Source organism: Pedococcus sp. KACC 23699, from assembly GCF_045348425.1.
Classification (GTDB): Bacteria; Actinomycetota; Actinomycetes; order Actinomycetales; family Dermatophilaceae; genus Pedococcus.
This window is the reverse complement of the sequence record NZ_CP157483.1, coordinates 542,926-559,436: the sequence shown is the minus strand read 5'-3', so window position 1 is coordinate 559,436 and position 16,511 is coordinate 542,926. Positions and strand designations below refer to the sequence as shown.

Here is a 16,511-nt window from a genome sequence, read left to right as displayed (position 1 = left end):
GCCCGACGAGGCCGCACGCCATGAGAGAGCCACACCAATGACACCGGTGGGCAGCCGCAAATCAGAGCGTCTCGCCGGACACCTGGACCGAGTCTGGCCAGACACCGATCCTGCGACCAGTCTCTAAGTAGCCGCGATCCGCTCGTGCAAATGAGATGGCCGATATACGCATCGGCGCGGGCGACTCCGCAGCACGCAGACGGCCACTACACCGCCCATCCGATGTTGTGGAGTGGTCTAGCGCACCTATTTCGACGCGACCTCGCGGTCCGCGGCAGATGCGGGCGTTTCACGCGGGAGCAACGTTGCGTTCGTATCGCAGGAGTTCGGCGTATGGCGGGAACGTGCTGTGGCTCGACTGGCCGGTCTGAATCCATCCCAACTTCTCGTAGAACCGACAACCGCGTCTGTTGTCCGTGAAGACCCTTAGCCACCCACCGCGGTCACTGCGCTGCCCGCTCAGCCATTGAGGCGGAGGAACCTCAGGACGGCCAGCACTCGTCGGTTGTCGTCGGTCCTGTCGTCCAGTCCGAGCTTGATCATGATGTTGGCGACGTGGGTCTCCACGGTCCGCGAACTGAGCCAGAGCCGTTTGGCGATGCCAGCATTGGCCAGGCCCTGCGCCATGAGGGCAAGCACGTCGCGTTCTCGCGAGGTGAGGGTGTCCAAGGCGGTATGGGTGCCGGCCCCTATGAGCCGGGCGACTACCTCGGGGTCCAGGGCGGAGCCACCCTTGGCGACGCGCTCAAGGGCGCTGAGGAAGTCGTCCACGTCCAGGACTCGGTCCTTGAGCAGGTATCCGAAGCCGCCGCGCGCCACTAGGTGTACCGAGTGGTTGGTCTCGATGTGTTGGGAGAGCATCAGGATGCCGAGGTGCGGTTGGTCAATGCGCAGTGTGGCGGCGGCTCTGGCACCGTCGTCGGTTCCGTCTGGTGGCATTCGGACGTCGATGATGGCCAGGTCGGGTCGGTGCTGGTGGACTGCCTTGAGGAGGGTGGGTGCGTCTGCGGTCTTGGCGACGATGTCGTGTCCGGCATCGAGCAGCAGGCTCGCGAGTCCCTCTCGAAAGAGGGTGGAGTCTTCGGCGATGACTATGCGCATGGCATGACTGCCTCGACGACTGTTCCTTGCCCGGTCCCGCTGTTGATGAGCAGGCGGCCGCCGTGGGCGCCGACGCGGTCGCGGAGCCCGGTGAGTCCTGACCCCGGGGTGGCTCGCGCTTGTCCGGCGCCGTTGTCGGCTATCTTGACATGTAGCTGACCGTGGTCGGTACTGACGTGCAACGCGATGCGGTCGGCGCCGGAGTGCTTGATCGCGTTGGCGATGGCTTCGGAGGCGACGTAGTAGGCGGTTGTCTCCAGGTCCTTGTCGAGGTCGACGGCTTGGACGTGAACGGTGACCGGAAGCGGGGCAGCTGCGACCAGGCTCCCCAAGGCGCGCTCGAGGCCGTCGTCGAGACAGCTGGGCCGGATACCGTGGGCCAGCTGGCGTAGTTCGCCCACTGCGGTGCCGAGCTCGGCGACTGCCGCGTCCAGGACCTCGGAGACGTCGACGCCGCGTGAGAGGCGTCGTTGTGCCAGTCCTGTGTGGAACGAACAAGACACCTTGACATGCCAAGGCCAGCCCATCCCCACCGTCCCGCTCGAGACGCAACTCGCAACGATGGCCGCCCGGGGGCAGACGGCCCGCCTTGACGCCGTCCTCGCAGCCATCGAGAAAAGCAACCTGAACCTGCCGCTGCTGCGCCGCGCGTTCGCGGATAGGCAGTCAGACTCTCCGGGCATGGTGGTCCCCGAACCAGTACAAGTCATCCTCGATCGCGGCTGCTGAACGAGCCGATTCCAAACCAGCTGGCCAGACCAGCGTCGCCCATGGCGAGGTCATCTGGCTGACCAGTCGGGCCTAACCCGCTTGTCCGCGAAGGACGAAGCGCGCTCATCGGCAGTTCCGCGCCACACCATCTGCGGCATGTCCGGATGCTCGTGTCGGGATCGAGTGGGATGGTTCGGGTCATGCATCAACGCATCGTGCAAGCGGGGAACACAGTCGTTCCGGCGCTCCTGGCCCTCGAGTCACTCGGGTTCTCCGTCGAGGTCAGCGGCGACTCAATCGTTGTTCACCGAGGCCGGCCAGGAGGAGTACGTGGCCGCCGACCCTGTGGCACTTCTCGGCTTGGTCCGGTTGGTAGAACTTCGCTCGTGGGACTGGGCCGCCAGCGATTCACAGATCGACGAAACGCTGCTCCGCTACGGAATGGGCTGACGCCCTCATCCGGAAGACCGCGCCATTTGCGGCATGTCCGTGCGCTCGCTGTACTCGACGCCGGCACCGGAGGGACGCGGCCCTAGGCTCGGAACATGTCCACCGACCAGAAGGCCATTTGGCAGCGGTACTACAAGGAACGCCGGGACGCGCTGATCTCCAAGGTCGAGGATCTGTCGGAGTACGAGGCCCGGATGCCCCGCACACCAACCGGAACCAACCTGATCGGCATCATCAAGCACGTCCTCAATGTGGAGGCGGTGTACCTCGGCACCACGTTCGGACACCCGTTCCCTGACGCGGAGGAACTGGTTGCCGAATCGGCGTACGAGGTCGATCCGCAGGCCGACTGGTACGCCACCGCCAACGAGACCACCGCCGGCATCATCGACCTCTATCTCCGGGTGATCGCGCACTGCGAGCAGACCGTCGAACTGCTGGATCTCGACACCGTCGGCCACGTCCGGCACTGGGGTGGCAGGGAGGTCACGCTGCACTGGATCCTGGTGCACAACTTCAACGACCTCGCGCAGCACAACGGCCAAGCGGACATCCTGCGCGAACAGGTCGACGGCAGCGTGGGGTGGCGGCGGCCGGGAGACAACGTGCCTGACGGGTACGACTGGCCGGCGTACGTCGCGAAACTAACCGGGCTCGCCGACAGGTTTCGTGAGCCTGCGAACGCGTCCGCCAATCCCGGGAGCCCTCCGCAGTAGTGCGTCTGCAAGCGCACGCACGGCGGCATGATCGGACGTTGCGCGAGCCGCAGCGTTAGGTGCCTACAGAGCGCCCGGCCTCCAAAGGCCGGAAGGATGGCAACATGTGCGCGTGAGTAGCGCAGTCGTTGTCCGCTCGCCTGGCTATGTCGCACTGTGCGGAGGGACCATGGCCCTATTCCTCGCGGTCTCGGTCGGTGCATTCCTGGACCCCACGTTGCGGAACTCCCGTGACCCTGACTGGATATTCTGGGTGGGCGCCGCGGGCCTCGTCGCGCTCCTCGTGCGGGCGCCATTCGTGGGCTTGGTGGTCCGTGGTGATCGCGTCATCCGCCGCACATGGGTGCGTTCCTGTTCGTGGAACAAGAACGACATCACCCGGGTGGGCCCAGCGAGCTATTCAGGCATTCTGAATCGGGGCTCACGCTCCGGCCGCTTTCGCATGGTGGTGCTCACTGTCCGCGATGGCTCCACTCCCAAGGCGGTCGAGGTTCCCGAGGTCTCGGGCGGTCGCAGCAAGATGGAGGAGAGGCTCAAGGTCCTTGCGGCGGCGCTGGACTTGCCGCAGCCCTCCCCTGCTGGACGCCACCGACCCGATTAGCTGCCGGTCCTGAAGGGGGTCCCGCCGCTGTCGACAACAGAACAACGCAGCGCATGACCCCGACGATCGCGCGCTGTCACCAGCACGCGCGGTTCGCGGCATGTGCGGATGCTCGTGTCGGGATCGAGTGGGATGGTTCGGGTCATGCATCGACGCATCGTGCAAGCGGGCAACACCGTCGTTCCGGCGCTTCTGGCCCTCGAGTCACTCGGGTTCTCCTTCGAGGTCAGCGGCGACTCAGTCGTTGCTCACCGGGGCCCGGAGGAGTACGTGGCCGCCGACCCTGTGGCACTTCTCGGCTTGGTCCGGTTGGTTGAACTTCGCTCCTGGGACTGGGCCGCCAGCGATTCAAAGATCGACGAAACGCTGCTCCGCTATGGAATGGGCTGACGCCCTCTCATCCGGAAGACCGCGCGATTTGCGGCATGTGCGGGTGTTCGACGTGAAGCGGGGCGGTCCTAGACCGCCCTTCGACGTCAAGGGCCAATCTCGGGCACGCCCGGTAGCCGCCCTTCACCCCACGTGTCCTCGGCACCGCAGTGGACACACGAACGGTACGGCTGGTTGTCCTCGGTCAGCTTCCGTTGCCACGTGTGTCTGCCCAACAGGCATCTGAGTCGCTTTCCCATGACAGTCCCTCGATACCTCCAAATGTACTCCGGCGCGGGCCCAAGTCTCTCCACTGATGACATTGGCAACGCCCTGTCATCGGCATGACCAGGCGGCCAGCGGCATGTGCGGACGTTCAGCTAGCCACCCCCTTGGGACCCTGGGCCCATGAGGTTCGGCGGCTTCTCGTGCCCTGGTCCGTGGTCGTACCACGAGTCGTGATCCTCGTCCTTGACGAGCGAGCGCAGCCTCCGGACCTTCATTCGCGCCCACCGGAGTGCCTGACTGATGTGTCGCATGAGCGTCTCCATTCTGCGTCGTACTGTCCTGCGATTCGTCGGCAGCGTCAGGGACCGGCGCCACCGAAGGCACCCGCTTGCCCGGTCCGGGGGTCGTCCCGAGGCTTTCGCTGGCTCACCTTGGGGTCAAACCCGCCGTCCGCCCACTCGGAGTCGTCCGCGGGAGGCGGCTCGGCTCCATCCCAACCCGCGTATCCGCCCAGCAGCCCAAAGGACGACTCGGACTCCAGCACTCTGGCGGCGAGGTCCTGAAGCACCTCTCGGGGGAGGACGGTCAGCAACTGGCCGGGAGCTCTGCGCTCACCGTCCGTCACGAGGTGGGCGATCTTCGCGTGGGCGCTGGTCGTCAGATGGTCGCCCACCAACAAGCTGCTCCGGACGGTCTCCAACAGGGACTCTTGATGCGCTTGCGACAACAGCGAGATCGCTTCGGCGTGCGCGGACTCCAGCGCGTCGACGGGAGCTGTCCGCAGCAGGTAGCGGTACTGGCGCACCACGGGATCTTCAGGCGCGTCCGCAGGGTCAACCGGTGGGTCATGCTGCTTGCCGAACGTGAATCGGCTCATGTTTCGAGCGTAGAAGCCATAGGGAGGACAAGCCAGACCGGCATCGACCTCACATCGGCACGACCGCGCTTTCCGGGGTAGATCCGGTAGTAGGCATCTGCTTTGCTTTCTGCCCGCTCAGTTGAACTACTCGGCGGTAACGTGCACTCGCCCTTGGTGATCGCGTCGGCTAATCACTTGGCTGACCTCGTCGTTCGCCAAGATCCGAAAGACGCGCACCAGTTCCACGACGCTCACCAGCGTCAGGTGTTGACTGCTCGACTTGTCGGTAGCTACGAGCAGCCCAGAAACCTCCGTGGGCATTGCTTCACATCGCGGATCGTCCGCAGGTAGCGCCCAGTAGTTCGCCCATGAAAGACCCTCGAGTGTCCAGGCCAATCGAAAGATCAGACTATGGACGAAGAGGTTGCACATCTCGTTCGCCGAGATCGAAACGTCCCTGCGCGCGTCCATGTCGTACATCTCCAAGTCGTCGAGAGCATCCCAGGTGTCAGGGGCGCTGACATCGCCGCGCAGCGGGAACCGAGTCACGACTGCCTTCGTCGCCCGAGCCCTCTTCGTCACCTTCGACGGCATGCCGATGAGGCGGCGAGCCGCGAAGGCGCCAGACATCACGTCGCGCTCCACCTGGTACACCGCCTCTGTCTCTTGCTCATAGGCATCGTCACCGTCCCCAAACTCCAGACGATGCGCTAGTCCGAGCCGAGCTTCTTCAAGGCGGTCCGCCGCCGCGGCGAGATCCCGCTTCCAAGGCCACGACTCGTTAAACATGCGCGGACACTAGCGCGGGCGCGCACGTTTAACCGGCAGCGGCGGGATCTGTCCATTAACCGGCAGCGGCGGGATCTGTTCATCAAGCCAAGCGAGTGGGTGACCGGTTCCGAGTCGGACCTAGAATGCCCGCTCATCGGCTGCTTGTTTCATTGACGCAGGATCGGTGCCTGGCAAGGCTCGGTTCCAGGCGTCCGGGCTGTCGCTCTCACATCGGCTGCTCGCCTACGGGTGTGGCTCTCATTTGGCCTGCGCAGTCCCGGACGTCGCCAGGGCCGGGAGAGGCTCAAGAGGGGTGTGCCCAAGCTCAAAGCAGCGTTGCCCTCCCAGCTCGATAACCGGTTCGGTTCGAGCAGAGGAGAGCACCGTGGAAGAGCAACGAGCCAGTCGCGTGGTGATCGGGATGGACCCGCACAAACGCTCGGTCACGATCGAGGTGATGCGCCCGGATGAGTCGGTCGCCGTTGGTGGGCGCTTCGCCACCGACCAGGGCGGCTACGCAGCCATGCTCGAGGTGGCGCGGGCCTGGCCCGAGCGGGTGTGGGCGGTCGAGGGCTGCAACGGGATCGGTCGTCACGTCGCGGTGCGGCTGATCGCTGACGGTGAGCAGGTCATCGACGTTCCGCCGCGGCTGTCCGCGCGGGTGCGGATGTTCGCCACCGGGCAGGGCCGCAAGACCGACGCCACCGACGCGCACTCCATCGCGCTGGTCGGGGTCCGGATGGCCGGGCTGCGCCCAGTCGTGGACGACGAGCAGCTCGCCGTCCTACGGGTGCTGGTGGATCGACGCCGGGCCCTTGGTGAGGACCACACCCGGATGGTCTCGCAACTGCATCACCTTATGCTGGAGCTGATTCCGGGCGGTGCGAAGAAGGACCTGTCCGCCGCGCAGGCCAAGAAGCTGCTCGCGACCGTGCGCCCTCGCGACCTCGCCGGCAGGGCCCGCCGTCGGGTCGCGGCCGAACTGATCAGCGACCTCGAACGTGTCTATGCGCGCAAGAAAGCGGCGAACAAGGAACTGTCGCAGCTGCTCACCGCGACCGGCACGAGCTTGACCGGGCTGCACGGCATCGGACCCTCCGGCGCCGCGCGGCTGCTCGTCGAGGTCGGGGACATCACCCGCTTCCCGGACAACAACCACTTCGCATCCTGGACCGGCACCGCCCCGATCGACGCCTCGTCCGGGGACCACGTGCGCCACCGGCTATCGCGCGGCGGGAACCGTCAGATCAACCGGGTGCTGCACATCATGGCCACCGTGCAGTTGCGCAACCCGACCGAAGGGCGAGCCTTCTTCGACCGCACCAAGGCACGGGGCAAGACGTCCAACGAAGCCATGCGACTGCTCAAACGCCGACTGTCAGACATCGTGTTCCGCACCATGCTCGCCGACGCGGCCCGGCAGATGACGACGGGCCCGGGAGGGCAACAGGGTGACGACTCTGACTCCAGCGCGGCCGGCTCACAACCCCACACCAGCTCTTCGGACAAGCCACTTCCCGGACCCGCCACCACCCACCCTAGAACCGGGCTTGCCGCCGCGTCTTGACACAGAGGGGAGCCATGTGAGTGAGCTCGGCCGTGCACCTCGCGGCGAAGTGGGCGTGCTCGCTATGCGATGGTGCCCCGGCGAAGACGTGGGCAATGCGAGTGCACTGCAGGCTCGTCGGCGACGAGATCCAGGGAGGGGCTTGCTTGACTAACTGCTTGACAACGGGCACGTGTTCGCGCGTATGCGGGCTGTCAACGGCGGCTGAAAACTGATCAGGATCGACGTCAACTGAAGCTGCAGCAGACCCAAGATCCGATCTCTCGTCGACGTCGTGGATCTGGCGGGGTGTTTTGGAGCCCGCGCCGAACATCAGCACCACGAATCTGGGCTCACCTCTTGCGGCGTCCTCGCCCGGGGCTCCAGCCGGCAGCCGCATGGAGCCGACCGAAGGCTGCGCAGGTCTGCGATGTCCAGCTGGGCACCGTGCAGCTACGGTGACGGTCGCCAGCATGGCACGGCTTGCTAGGAGTGCGGCGAGAACACCTCGCGTCGGTACTCGCGCGGAGTCATCCCGTACGCCTCACGGAAGAGTCGCCCGAAGGAGGAGGCGTCCCGGAAGCCCCATCGACGGGCGATGGCAGCGATCGGCAGTGTCGCGCTCAATGGGTTCCCCAGGTCTTGGCGGGCACCGACGACACGCTGCTGGCGGATCCACGCACCCAGACCGATGCTCTCCTCCGCCAAGACGTTGTAGAGGTGACGCACCGAGATGTGGTGCTCGGTCGCGATCTGGTCGGCACTCAGATTCGGATCGCCGAGGTTAGCTCGGGCGTACTCCAGGATCCGGAGTCGGAGAGTGGCATGCATCGACCCACCGTCGAGCTCGCTCAGGTCGAGGTGCGTCGTGACCAAAGCGCGCACCAGCTCGATACTGGGTCTGCTGACCGTCGTCGACGTTGGGTCGCCGAACAGGTCGGGCCTCGAGGCCATGCGCTGGAAGTAGGTCGCTGTCAGGTCGGCGACCGGGTGCCCGGGACTGAGGGTCACGGCCAGGACCCGACCGAGGACGTCGCGTGGGAGGGCGAGGCTCTCTACCGGGATGCGAATCTGGACTTGGCTGATGCCGCCTCGGTCAACGAGTGTGTACGGCTGTGATGACTCGTAGAGGACGAGCTCGCCGGGCCGAAGCACTGCCTCACGGTCATGTTGGACGATCAGGCTGCTTCCCGCGACCTGCATCCCCAGAAAGATGCTTGGTTCGGTGCTGTCGCGGGCCAGGGACGGCGTGCGTTCGGCCTTCGTGGCGTTGGACCGCACGGAAAGGAGTCGAAGATCACCCAGGTCGTTGATGGCACCTCGGATGACCGGTCCGTCTGCGAGGGGGAAGTCGATCGAGACCGGGACGAATGCCTGCGCGATGGCTTCGCGCACTGCGCTCTCCCGGTCTGCGACGGGGATGAAGCGCGAGTCCAGGCGGATCGGCACGGCGGGGCCTAAGCGTTCACGGACGAGGTGCTTGCCGTCTGGCCTGCGAGGCGGAGCGTGATCACGTCACGAACCTCTCGCAGGTCGGCGAGCTCCGTGGCGATCTCGTGCGCGACGACGATGCCGTCTGTCCCGGCACGATCGACAGCCGTGGTGGCGCGAGCGATCAAACGCGGAAGACGGGTCAGCTGCCGCGGCAGCAGCTGACGACCGAAGACGTCACTGAGGTCGTCGGCGCGCGCGATGCGGTCACCGACGACCAGCACGTCGACGTCTTCAGCGCGGGCGCTCACGGCATACACCATGTTGACGGTCACACCTCCCTGCGTCATTCAGTCGCACATGGCAGTCACGATCATCATGATCGCTCCACCAGTTCGGGGCCAGATCGGAACGAGAAGGACAGGGCCCGGCGTCGTCGACTGGTAGGCGGTGGTCAGGGTCCCGGGTCCTTCGGGAGCGGACGCTAGTAACCCTTGGTCGCGAACCACTCCAGCGCCACCTCCGCAACGTCCTTCCAGCCGGAGTCGATGGTGAGCGAGTGTCCACGTCCTTCGAAGAGGTGGAACTCGGTGTCGGCCGGACCGTCCTGATACATGGTGAACACTTCGTTGGTCACTTTCAGGGGGACGACGTGGTCGTGGGTCCCCGAGGTCAGCAGGAGAGGCCCCCGGTGCGCCAGGTGCGTGTCGACCGTCGCTTCGGAGTGCCGGGAGAAGTTGGCGCTCGCCACCTGGAAGAGCGGGAGGCCGGCGCCGGGGATCGACCACGCCTCGTGCAGCTCGTCTGACTCCTCGTCGGAGATCGTGTTGCCGAACGCGTACTTGAACTGCTTCGAGCTCAGCGAGACCGCTCGGTGCCGGTTTCCGGGGTTGCCGAGCACGGGAAATGCTGACCTGAGCTGGGCCAGCGGGAGGGCCTTGACGCCCTTGATGCCAGCCGGTTCTAGAGCCACGGCAGCAGCCGCCCAGCCACCGGCCAGCAGCTCCTGCGCGATGAGGCCCCCGAAGGAGTGGCCGACGAGAATCGGCTTGGTCTCGGGACTTCCGATGAGCTTCGCGTAGTGCTCGACGATGTCGGCGATCCCGATGTCGTCCATGGCGTCGGGATTGCGGCGCGTCTCCTCGACGGTGTCGGCGTCGCCAGGCCATCCGGGCGCTGATGTCGTGTAGCCGCGGCTCTCGAACAGCTCCTGCCAGGGTTGCCATGCGGTGGCGTGGATCCACATCCCGTGAATGAAGATGACTGGGTTGATCTTGGTGGCAGAGGTCATGGTGATCTCACTTCTCTTGGAGTGGTTTATTCGGAGGCCGATCAACGACGCCGCCGGTGCGCCACGTCGTCTGACGTCAAGAGTGGGGGTGCCGCGCCAGCCGCGCCGAGTCCCCGCCAGGGGTGTGCACGATTGGCGTACACCCATGCACAGCCTGCGTGCCTGCCGTGCGTGCGCCGGGTTCTACGCCTGCGCGTCGACTGCGAGCCGGGTCCGCAGGACGCCTAGGAAGTCGTCGGCCAGCGACTGGTGACCGAGGTCGTTGGGATGGAAGTGGTCCTCGGAGTGGTTGCGCAGGCCGAGTCGGACGGGCACGACGACCACCCGGCCCTGAGCTGCGGCCTGTTCGACCTGCCGCTTCACGGTGAGCAGGGGACCCAAGGTGCGTACGGGCATCGCGACGAGCGCGCCGTGGGGCAAGGCGTGGAGCAGCTGTCCGTAGTGGTCGCTCAGTGAGGCCCGATGGTCGTGTCGCAGCATGTCGTTGCTCCCGATCAGCACGGTCACCAGGGCCGGGCTGACGCCGAGCTCGATCATCGCCGGGATCTGGTGGGCCACGACGTCGGCGGTCCGGGCGCCACTGACAGACAGGTTGAGCACGCGGTGCGGGACGTGGTCCGCGTCCAGCGCCTGGTGCGCCCGCATGACCCAACCCCGCGCGAAGGAGCTCGCGCCGACTCCCTGCGTGATCGAGTCTCCTAGTGCGACCCACAGCGGCGCTGTGCCCGCCAGGGCGCCGAGGTTGTGTTCATGCCACTGCGAGGCGTAGACGGCGATGCGGCTCTCGACCCTGTCCACGCCGGAGAAACGGTGCCGTAGCAGCTCGAGGACCCTGCCGGGTGGACGCTCGCTCAGGTTGGAGTAGTCGAAGGCCGCACCCACGGGGGGAGGAGTGTCCTTCATGGGGATCGGTCTGCCGCGTGCATCATGCTGCTGCGATCCGGTACGACGACCCGGTGCTCCCGGCGACGAAAGCGTCCGGCAGCGCAGCCGCAAGCGCGTGCTGGGCCCGCCAGCCTGTGCAGTGTCCAGGTACGAGAAGCTGGGGTCGCAGCTCCTCCAGCGCGGCCGTCGTCTGCCCGATGACGGGTTCGAAGGCCGGCCCGCTGAGGTGCAGGCCGCCGATCAGGGCACACAGTCTCGGGACTCCGGAGAGTCGCTGTGCGTGGCGCACGATGTTGATCGCGCCGGCGTGTGCGCACCCGGTGAGGATGACCAACCCGCGACCTCGCACGTGGATGACCACAGCCTGGTCGTCGATGACCGTCGGGTCGTGGTGCCACCGTCCCTCTACCCGGAACTGGTGGGCAGCAGGCATACCCCGCTCGAACTCTGTGGTCCTGTCCACCTCGCCCGTGACCAGGAGGCAGCCGTCCACGAGCAGCGAGGGCTGCCTTCGCTCGATGATCGCGAAGCCCTCGGACTCGAGCGCTGTGCGACTCAGCGAAGGAAGAAGCTCGGGATCGGCACCCGGGAGGACCAACCGGCGACGGGTCCATGCTTCCGGATGGACGACCATGGGCAGAGCCCGTTTCCCGCGTTTGGCAGCCAGGCCGACCAGGCCGCCGGCGTGATCGAAATGCCCGTGACTCAGGACGATGGCCATGACGTCGGTGAAGGACACGCCGAGCCGTTCGGCATTCGTGGACATCGCGTCCGGGGAGAGCCCGGCGTCGAAGAGCACCGTGCTCGTCGTGGTCCCGCGGCGGACGCTGACGAGGGCGGAGAAGCCGTGCTCGGCCATGAGCCCCACCGTGGTGCGACCGTTCTCGAACTGCGGGGCGCGGGCTGTTCCGACCCGAAAGGGCGCACGGTTCGTCGTCTCGTCCCCGCCCAGGAGAGCGTCGTAAACGTTGTCGACGAGTGTGGTGACGGTGACCTCGTCCACGGGCTGGAGGTGGACGGGGTCGACCGCCGATCCGGGTGCCGGGATGGGGGCCGAGGCGGCAGCTTCGATCGGACTGACGTGGGTGTCACACATCGCCGTCGAGCTCAGGCCTCGTGCTGACCGGCCGCAGTCGCGACCAGCTCAACCCGCCCCGTGCTGACGTCGTACACCAGTCCGCTGACGGCAAATGCGAGCGACGCCGTCCTTTCGAGGATGCCCGTGTCGACCTTCACCGAGGCGTAGGGGTCACTGACCGCCTTGGAGCCGAGCTCGGCTGCGCTGATCTCGAAGTACTCCGCAAGAAGGTCGGGGAATGCCGCCAGGTCGGTCATCCCGCAGTCGGTGTGGTGCAGGACGACGAGGTTCCACCCGACACCGGGGGCACCCCCGCCGTTGGCTTGCCCCACCTTGCCGAGCATCCCGAGCGTCTTGAGCGTCGCCGGTGTGACGCGCCCTCCGACGTTGCGGATGACCGCAGCCTCGCCCTGCTCGAGGCCGAGGAGCGCTGCTGGGTCCACGCGGGGGTCGACGCAGCCGATGATCATCAGCTTGCCGCTCGGGTTGATCCTCAAGGCTGCGTCGAAGCGTTGTGCAGCGAAGTCGTGGTTTCGTGCTCTCAGGGTGTCGATCGATGTCATGGCGTGCTCCTTGGTCGGGGATGGATTGGGTGTGGCGGTGCGCCTCGCCGCAGCGGACGGCGCACCGCCTCGACTCAGCTGTGCTGGGCCGCGGTCCGGATGAGGGAGGCCACCGCGCCGGGGTCGGAGACCATCGAGAGGTGCGGAGCGTCGACCCGGACGACCTGGGCGCCCGCGCGAGCGGCCATCTTCTCCTGCTCAGCCCTGGGAATGACGCGGTCGGCGGTGCCGATGAGGTCCCACGACGGGATCGTCTCCCACGCAGGCGCACCGGTGAACTTCTCGGAGAGCGCGCTGAGGGTCAGGGGTCGCTGCCCGGCCGCCAGGACGGCTGCAGTCGATGAGCGGACGCCGCCGGCGAAGATCGCGGGGAACACCGCCTGCTTCACGTACAGGTCGACGTCGTACACCGCGCCCGTCGCGTCGTGCAGCGGCACGGCGTCGAGGGTGGTGGCGGGATCGAGCGACGAGTTCGGACCGGTCAGGGCGACGACATTGTCGCCGGTGTCTGGGACGTAGGCGTCGATGTAGACAAGGGCCTTGACGTGCGAGTTGCCGGTGGCGGCCCCGGTGATGACCATGCCGCCGTAAGAGTGCGCCACGAGCACGATCGGTCCAGGGATCGTGCTGAGGCGGTCCTTGAGGTAGCCCGTGTCGCTCTTGACGCCACGCAGGGGGTTGGCAGCCACGTCGACGGTGTACCCGCTCTTCTGCAGCTTGGCGGTCACGCTGCGCCAGCTCGAACCGTCCGCCCATGCTCCGTGAACGAGCACGATCGTCGGTTTGTCGGACTTGTGGGTCGTGTGGTGTGGTGTCGCAGCGCTACTCGCGAGGGGGTTGAGCGCGAGCGCGAGGCCCAGCAGAACCGCGATGAAGATGCCGCCGATGGCGGCACGCATCGTACCGACACGTGTGCGTTCCTGGATGCTCCGCATTTCCTGTCCTCCCTAAGGGTTTCGGCGATCTAGTGACCGCTGCCCATCACGCTGACAGGCAGCGTGCGCAGGTCGTAGGGGCGGAGGTTCGTCGTGCACTTGCTGCAGAGAGGCGCGCACTCCTCGACCACCTCCGGCACCAGTTCGTCTGTTCGTGCACTTCCTTCTGTCCGTTGTGCACTGCCGCCATCTGCCGTCCCGGTGCTCGTGGCGACGTCCTACGTTCGAGGAGTGGGTCCATCCCGCTCGAACCGTCGGCAGAACAGGGGAAGTCGGTGCAGGAAAACGAAGATCCGGACGTGGGCGTACGACAGCTCACCGGTCCCCAGTTGGCTCGGCTCGTCGCGTACGGAGTCGCGCAGGAGGTCCGCGTGGGTGACATCGTCTTCCGCCCTGGGGATCCTGCCTACGACTTGATCGTGATCGAGTCCGGTCGGATCGAGATCGTCAGCCCGTCCACGCACGACGAGTCGGAGGCACCGATCGCGTCGTATGGAGCGGGAGGTTTCCTGGGGGAGCTGAACCTCCTCACCGGGCAGACGGCATATCTCACAGCCCGCGTCGTGGCGGCCGGCACGATCCACCGGATCGCGCCTGATCGGTTCCGCCGCCTGATGGCCGACGATCCGGAGGTCTCCGACCTCCTACTGCGCACCTTCCTGTGGCGACGTGACCACCTGCGTGACAGTCCAGCGGCGCGCAGCATCGAGATCGTGGGCAGCGGGATGTCGGCTGAGGCACTCGCGCTGCGCACCTTCGCTGCGCGGCAGCGGTTGCCGCACGTGTGGCTCGACATCGACACCCTTCCCGGTCGCGCGTTGATGAGCCTCGTGCCGCTGGCAGCCGCTGACCTCCCGGCAGTCGTGTTGCGTGACCGGGTCCTGCGCCGGGCGGGACCGAGTGGCCTGGCGCAAGCCCTGGGCCTGTCCTACCGTTCGGCGCCAGCCAGGACGTTGCACGACCTGACCATCATCGGTTCCGGGCCTGCTGGTCTGGCCGCAGCCGTCTCCGGCGCCTCCGAGGGTTTGAGGACGATCGTGGTGGACATGGTCGGGATCGGCGGTCAGGCGGCGGCGAGCTCTCGGATCGAGAACTACGTCGGGTTCCCCTCGGGGATCAGCGGTTACGACCTCACCCAGCGCGCCGCGCTCCAAGCCATGAAGTTCGGCGCGGAACTGCGCAGTCCCGGCCAGGTGGATGGGATCTACCCGGTCGATGGTCACTTGTCCGTGCGGTTCACCGATGGCACGGGCATCGACACTCGAACCGCCGTCATCGCGACAGGCGCCAGGTACCGGTCCCTCCCCGTGCCGGGGTGGGCGGACTTCGAGGGCGCGGGCATCTACTACGCGGCGACCGAGATCGAGGCGCAGGCTTGCTCCGGGCAGCCTGTCGTCGTCGTGGGAGGGGCCAACTCGGCCGGGCAGGCGGCGCTCTTCCTGGCCAAGCGAGGATGCTCGGTGACCCTGGTGGTGCGCGGCAGCGACATCGAAGCCGGGATGTCCGCATACCTCGTCGACAGGCTGCGCCACGACCCGAGGGTCGAGATCCAAGTCAACGCACAAGTGGTCGGTGTCGCCGGCGCCACCGTGCTGGAGGCGATCACGCTCGCTAGCTCCGGCGCGGAGGTCAGTGAGCGACGGTGCGCGGCGCTGTTCTGCTTCATCGGTGCAGAGCCGGCGACGAGCTGGCAGAGCGGTGTTGTCGTGGACCGAGGCGGATTCATCCTCACCGGTTCACAACTGACACCGACCGACCTGCCACCTGTCTGGGCGGCTCTGGGGCGTCGACCGCTGCCTTTCGAGACGAGTGCTCCGGGCGTTTTCGCCGCAGGTGACGTGCGGGTCGGCTCGATGAGGCGGGTCGCGGCAGCGGTGGGTGAAGGTGCCAGCGTCATCAGGTCGGTGCACGAGGTGATCGGCGTGCGCATCTAGGAACGCGCTGATCGCCCGGCGCGGGGCCGCGTCCGGTTCTTCGCGGTCCCTGACGACGGACGGGTGGCTGACCTGGCCACCCGTCCATCGGAGGGCGTCCGGCTACTTCAAGAAGTCCACGAGCTCCTTGTTGACAAGGTCCGCGTGGGTCCAGATGATCGCGTGCGGACCGCCGTCGACGATGACGTGCTTGACGTCCTTGATGAGTCCGGGGAGTCGGTTCCCGCTGAACTGCGGGGGCAGGATCCTGTCCTGGTCACCCTGCATCACTAGGACAGGGACATCAATCTTGGGAAGATCGCCGCGGAAGTCCGTGAGCCACGTTGGGATGCAGGCGGCCACGGCGACCGCCGATGCAGCAGTTGCCGTGTTCCAGCTGGCACGGAACCGGTCCTGGCTCACCAGGGTGTCCCGGTTGAGGTCGTAGTTGTAGAAGTCACCCAAGAACCCGGTCATGAACGCGGGCCGGTCGCTGCCCACAGCCGAGATGAAGCCGTCGAAGAGGCTCTGCGGAACCCCTTCGTTGTCCTCCGTGTCCAGCAGGAAGGGTGGAACCGGACCGAGCAGGACCGCCTTGTTCACGCGCGACGAGCCGTAGGTGCTGAGGTATCGAGTGACCTCGCCCGTGCCCATCGAGAATCCGACGAGGGCCACCTCGGGAAGGTCCAGGTGGTCGAGCAGTGAGTTGAGGTCTGCGGCGAAGGTGTCGTAGTCGTAGCCGATCGACGGCTGGCTCGACATGCCGAACCCGCGTCGGTCGTAGGTGATGACGCGAAAGCCAGAGGCCAGCAGGGCGGCCGATTGCTTCTCGAACGAGCGGCCGTCCAAGGGGTAGCCGTGAATGAGCACCACGGGTGCTCCGCTTCCTCGATCTTCGTAGTAGAGGTCGATGGAGCCGGAATTCTCGGTTCCTACGCTGACATATGACATGTGATCTCCTGGAGGGTGTGGTGCCGGGCTGGACGTCCGACGTGGCGGGATGTGCCGGACGCTAGTGCCCTTCAACTCCGGCACAGCCGGGCTGTACTTCTTGTGCACGAGG

The 16,511-nt window shown here is 66.4% G+C and carries 17 protein-coding genes; 5 read left to right on the top strand and 12 right to left on the bottom strand.

The window, feature by feature from the left end; translation table 11 throughout:
* Positions 1-459 precede the first annotated feature (459 nt).
* Positions 460-1,101: a response regulator transcription factor gene (locus tag ABEG17_RS02610; protein WP_406831724.1), complete on the bottom strand. Its 642-nt coding sequence runs from the start codon at positions 1,099-1,101 to the stop codon at positions 460-462.
* Entirely contained in the window at positions 1,092-1,604 is a 513-nt protein-coding gene (locus ABEG17_RS02605) for a sensor histidine kinase (RefSeq protein WP_406831723.1), read from the bottom strand. The genes ABEG17_RS02610 and ABEG17_RS02605 overlap by 10 nt, the downstream gene beginning before the upstream one ends.
* Positions 1,605-2,357: 753 nt before the next feature.
* Here ABEG17_RS02605 and ABEG17_RS02600 point away from each other — a divergent pair.
* The 3 genes from ABEG17_RS02600 (at position 2,358) to ABEG17_RS02590 (ending at position 3,969) form a co-directional block, all read left to right on the top strand.
* A complete protein-coding gene (locus tag ABEG17_RS02600; protein ID WP_406831722.1) occupies positions 2,358-2,978 on the top strand; it encodes a DinB family protein in 621 nt (206 codons plus the stop codon).
* 169 nt (positions 2,979-3,147) lie between these two features.
* Positions 3,148-3,579, top strand: coding sequence for a hypothetical protein (locus tag ABEG17_RS02595; protein ID WP_406831721.1), 432 nt, complete (start codon positions 3,148-3,150; stop codon positions 3,577-3,579).
* A gap of 144 nt (positions 3,580-3,723) precedes the next feature.
* Positions 3,724-3,969: a hypothetical protein gene (locus ABEG17_RS02590; RefSeq protein ID WP_406831720.1), complete on the top strand. Its 246-nt coding sequence runs from the start codon at positions 3,724-3,726 to the stop codon at positions 3,967-3,969.
* A 565-nt stretch (positions 3,970-4,534) separates the two neighbouring features.
* Here ABEG17_RS02590 and ABEG17_RS02585 read toward each other — a convergent pair.
* Together ABEG17_RS02585 and ABEG17_RS02580 are read right to left on the bottom strand one after the other, a co-directional pair.
* The gene (locus ABEG17_RS02585; RefSeq protein ID WP_406831719.1) at positions 4,535-5,053 is read right to left on the bottom strand and encodes a hypothetical protein; all 519 of its coding nucleotides are present in this window, start codon (positions 5,051-5,053) and stop codon (positions 4,535-4,537) included.
* Between the two features lie 126 nt (positions 5,054-5,179).
* Positions 5,180-5,824: a hypothetical protein gene (locus ABEG17_RS02580; protein ID WP_406831718.1), complete on the bottom strand. Its 645-nt coding sequence runs from the start codon at positions 5,822-5,824 to the stop codon at positions 5,180-5,182.
* A 367-nt stretch (positions 5,825-6,191) separates the two neighbouring features.
* On the opposite strand from ABEG17_RS02580, the gene ABEG17_RS02575 reads away from it, so the two are divergent.
* Complete coding sequence (locus ABEG17_RS02575; protein ID WP_406831717.1) at positions 6,192-7,373, top strand: IS110 family transposase; 1,182 nt, start codon at positions 6,192-6,194, stop codon at positions 7,371-7,373.
* 465 nt (positions 7,374-7,838) lie between these two features.
* Here the strand turns inward: ABEG17_RS02575 and ABEG17_RS02570 are convergent, their stop codons facing one another.
* The 7 genes from ABEG17_RS02570 to ABEG17_RS02540 form a co-directional block, all read right to left on the bottom strand.
* Entirely contained in the window at positions 7,839-8,801 is a 963-nt protein-coding gene (locus tag ABEG17_RS02570; protein WP_406831716.1) for a helix-turn-helix domain-containing protein, read from the bottom strand.
* Positions 8,802-8,809: 8 nt separating this feature from the next.
* Positions 8,810-9,118, bottom strand: a complete 309-nt coding sequence (locus ABEG17_RS02565) for a hypothetical protein (protein WP_406831715.1) — start codon at positions 9,116-9,118, stop codon at positions 8,810-8,812.
* A gap of 149 nt (positions 9,119-9,267) precedes the next feature.
* Positions 9,268-10,074, bottom strand: coding sequence for an alpha/beta hydrolase (locus ABEG17_RS02560; protein WP_406831714.1), 807 nt, complete (start codon positions 10,072-10,074; stop codon positions 9,268-9,270).
* Positions 10,075-10,257: 183 nt separating this feature from the next.
* Positions 10,258-10,977 carry an SGNH/GDSL hydrolase family protein gene (locus tag ABEG17_RS02555; protein WP_406831713.1) on the bottom strand — a complete coding sequence of 240 codons (720 nt, stop codon included), beginning with the start codon at positions 10,975-10,977 and terminating at the stop codon, positions 10,258-10,260.
* Positions 10,978-10,999: 22 nt separating this feature from the next.
* Complete coding sequence (locus tag ABEG17_RS02550) at positions 11,000-12,055, bottom strand: MBL fold metallo-hydrolase (protein WP_406831712.1); 1,056 nt, start codon at positions 12,053-12,055, stop codon at positions 11,000-11,002.
* Between the two features lie 11 nt (positions 12,056-12,066).
* Positions 12,067-12,600: a carbonic anhydrase gene (locus tag ABEG17_RS02545; protein ID WP_406831711.1), complete on the bottom strand. Its 534-nt coding sequence runs from the start codon at positions 12,598-12,600 to the stop codon at positions 12,067-12,069.
* A 74-nt stretch (positions 12,601-12,674) separates the two neighbouring features.
* The gene (locus ABEG17_RS02540; protein WP_406831710.1) at positions 12,675-13,499 is read right to left on the bottom strand and encodes an alpha/beta fold hydrolase; all 825 of its coding nucleotides are present in this window, start codon (positions 13,497-13,499) and stop codon (positions 12,675-12,677) included.
* Between the two features lie 407 nt (positions 13,500-13,906).
* Between ABEG17_RS02540 and ABEG17_RS02535 the strand changes: the two genes are divergently transcribed.
* A complete protein-coding gene (locus ABEG17_RS02535) occupies positions 13,907-15,469 on the top strand; it encodes an FAD-dependent oxidoreductase (RefSeq protein ID WP_406831709.1) in 1,563 nt (520 codons plus the stop codon).
* Between the two features lie 102 nt (positions 15,470-15,571).
* Here the strand turns inward: ABEG17_RS02535 and ABEG17_RS02530 are convergent, their stop codons facing one another.
* Positions 15,572-16,399: an alpha/beta fold hydrolase gene (locus tag ABEG17_RS02530; protein WP_406831707.1), complete on the bottom strand. Its 828-nt coding sequence runs from the start codon at positions 16,397-16,399 to the stop codon at positions 15,572-15,574.
* Positions 16,400-16,511 lie beyond the last annotated feature (112 nt).

Excerpts from the sequence above, each read along its gene's own strand:
- ABEG17_RS02610 (WP_406831724.1), bottom strand. The coding sequence starts at position 1,101 with ATGCGCATAGTCATCGCCGAAGACTCCACCCTCTTTCGAGAGGGACTC.
- ABEG17_RS02600 (WP_406831722.1), top strand. The coding sequence starts at position 2,358 with ATGTCCACCGACCAGAAGGCCATTTGGCAGCGGTACTACAAGGAACGC.
- ABEG17_RS02595 (WP_406831721.1), top strand. The coding sequence starts at position 3,148 with ATGGCCCTATTCCTCGCGGTCTCGGTCGGTGCATTCCTGGACCCCACG.
- ABEG17_RS02590 (WP_406831720.1), top strand. The coding sequence starts at position 3,724 with ATGCATCGACGCATCGTGCAAGCGGGCAACACCGTCGTTCCGGCGCTT.
- ABEG17_RS02585 (WP_406831719.1), bottom strand. The coding sequence starts at position 5,053 with ATGAGCCGATTCACGTTCGGCAAGCAGCATGACCCACCGGTTGACCCT.
- ABEG17_RS02580 (WP_406831718.1), bottom strand. The coding sequence starts at position 5,824 with ATGTTTAACGAGTCGTGGCCTTGGAAGCGGGATCTCGCCGCGGCGGCG.
- ABEG17_RS02560 (WP_406831714.1), bottom strand. The coding sequence starts at position 10,074 with ATGACCTCTGCCACCAAGATCAACCCAGTCATCTTCATTCACGGGATG.
- ABEG17_RS02555 (WP_406831713.1), bottom strand. The coding sequence starts at position 10,977 with ATGAAGGACACTCCTCCCCCCGTGGGTGCGGCCTTCGACTACTCCAAC.
- ABEG17_RS02550 (WP_406831712.1), bottom strand. The coding sequence starts at position 12,055 with ATGTGTGACACCCACGTCAGTCCGATCGAAGCTGCCGCCTCGGCCCCC.
- ABEG17_RS02545 (WP_406831711.1), bottom strand. The coding sequence starts at position 12,600 with ATGACATCGATCGACACCCTGAGAGCACGAAACCACGACTTCGCTGCA.
- ABEG17_RS02540 (WP_406831710.1), bottom strand. The coding sequence starts at position 13,499 with ATGCGTGCCGCCATCGGCGGCATCTTCATCGCGGTTCTGCTGGGCCTC.
- ABEG17_RS02530 (WP_406831707.1), bottom strand. The coding sequence starts at position 16,399 with ATGTCATATGTCAGCGTAGGAACCGAGAATTCCGGCTCCATCGACCTC.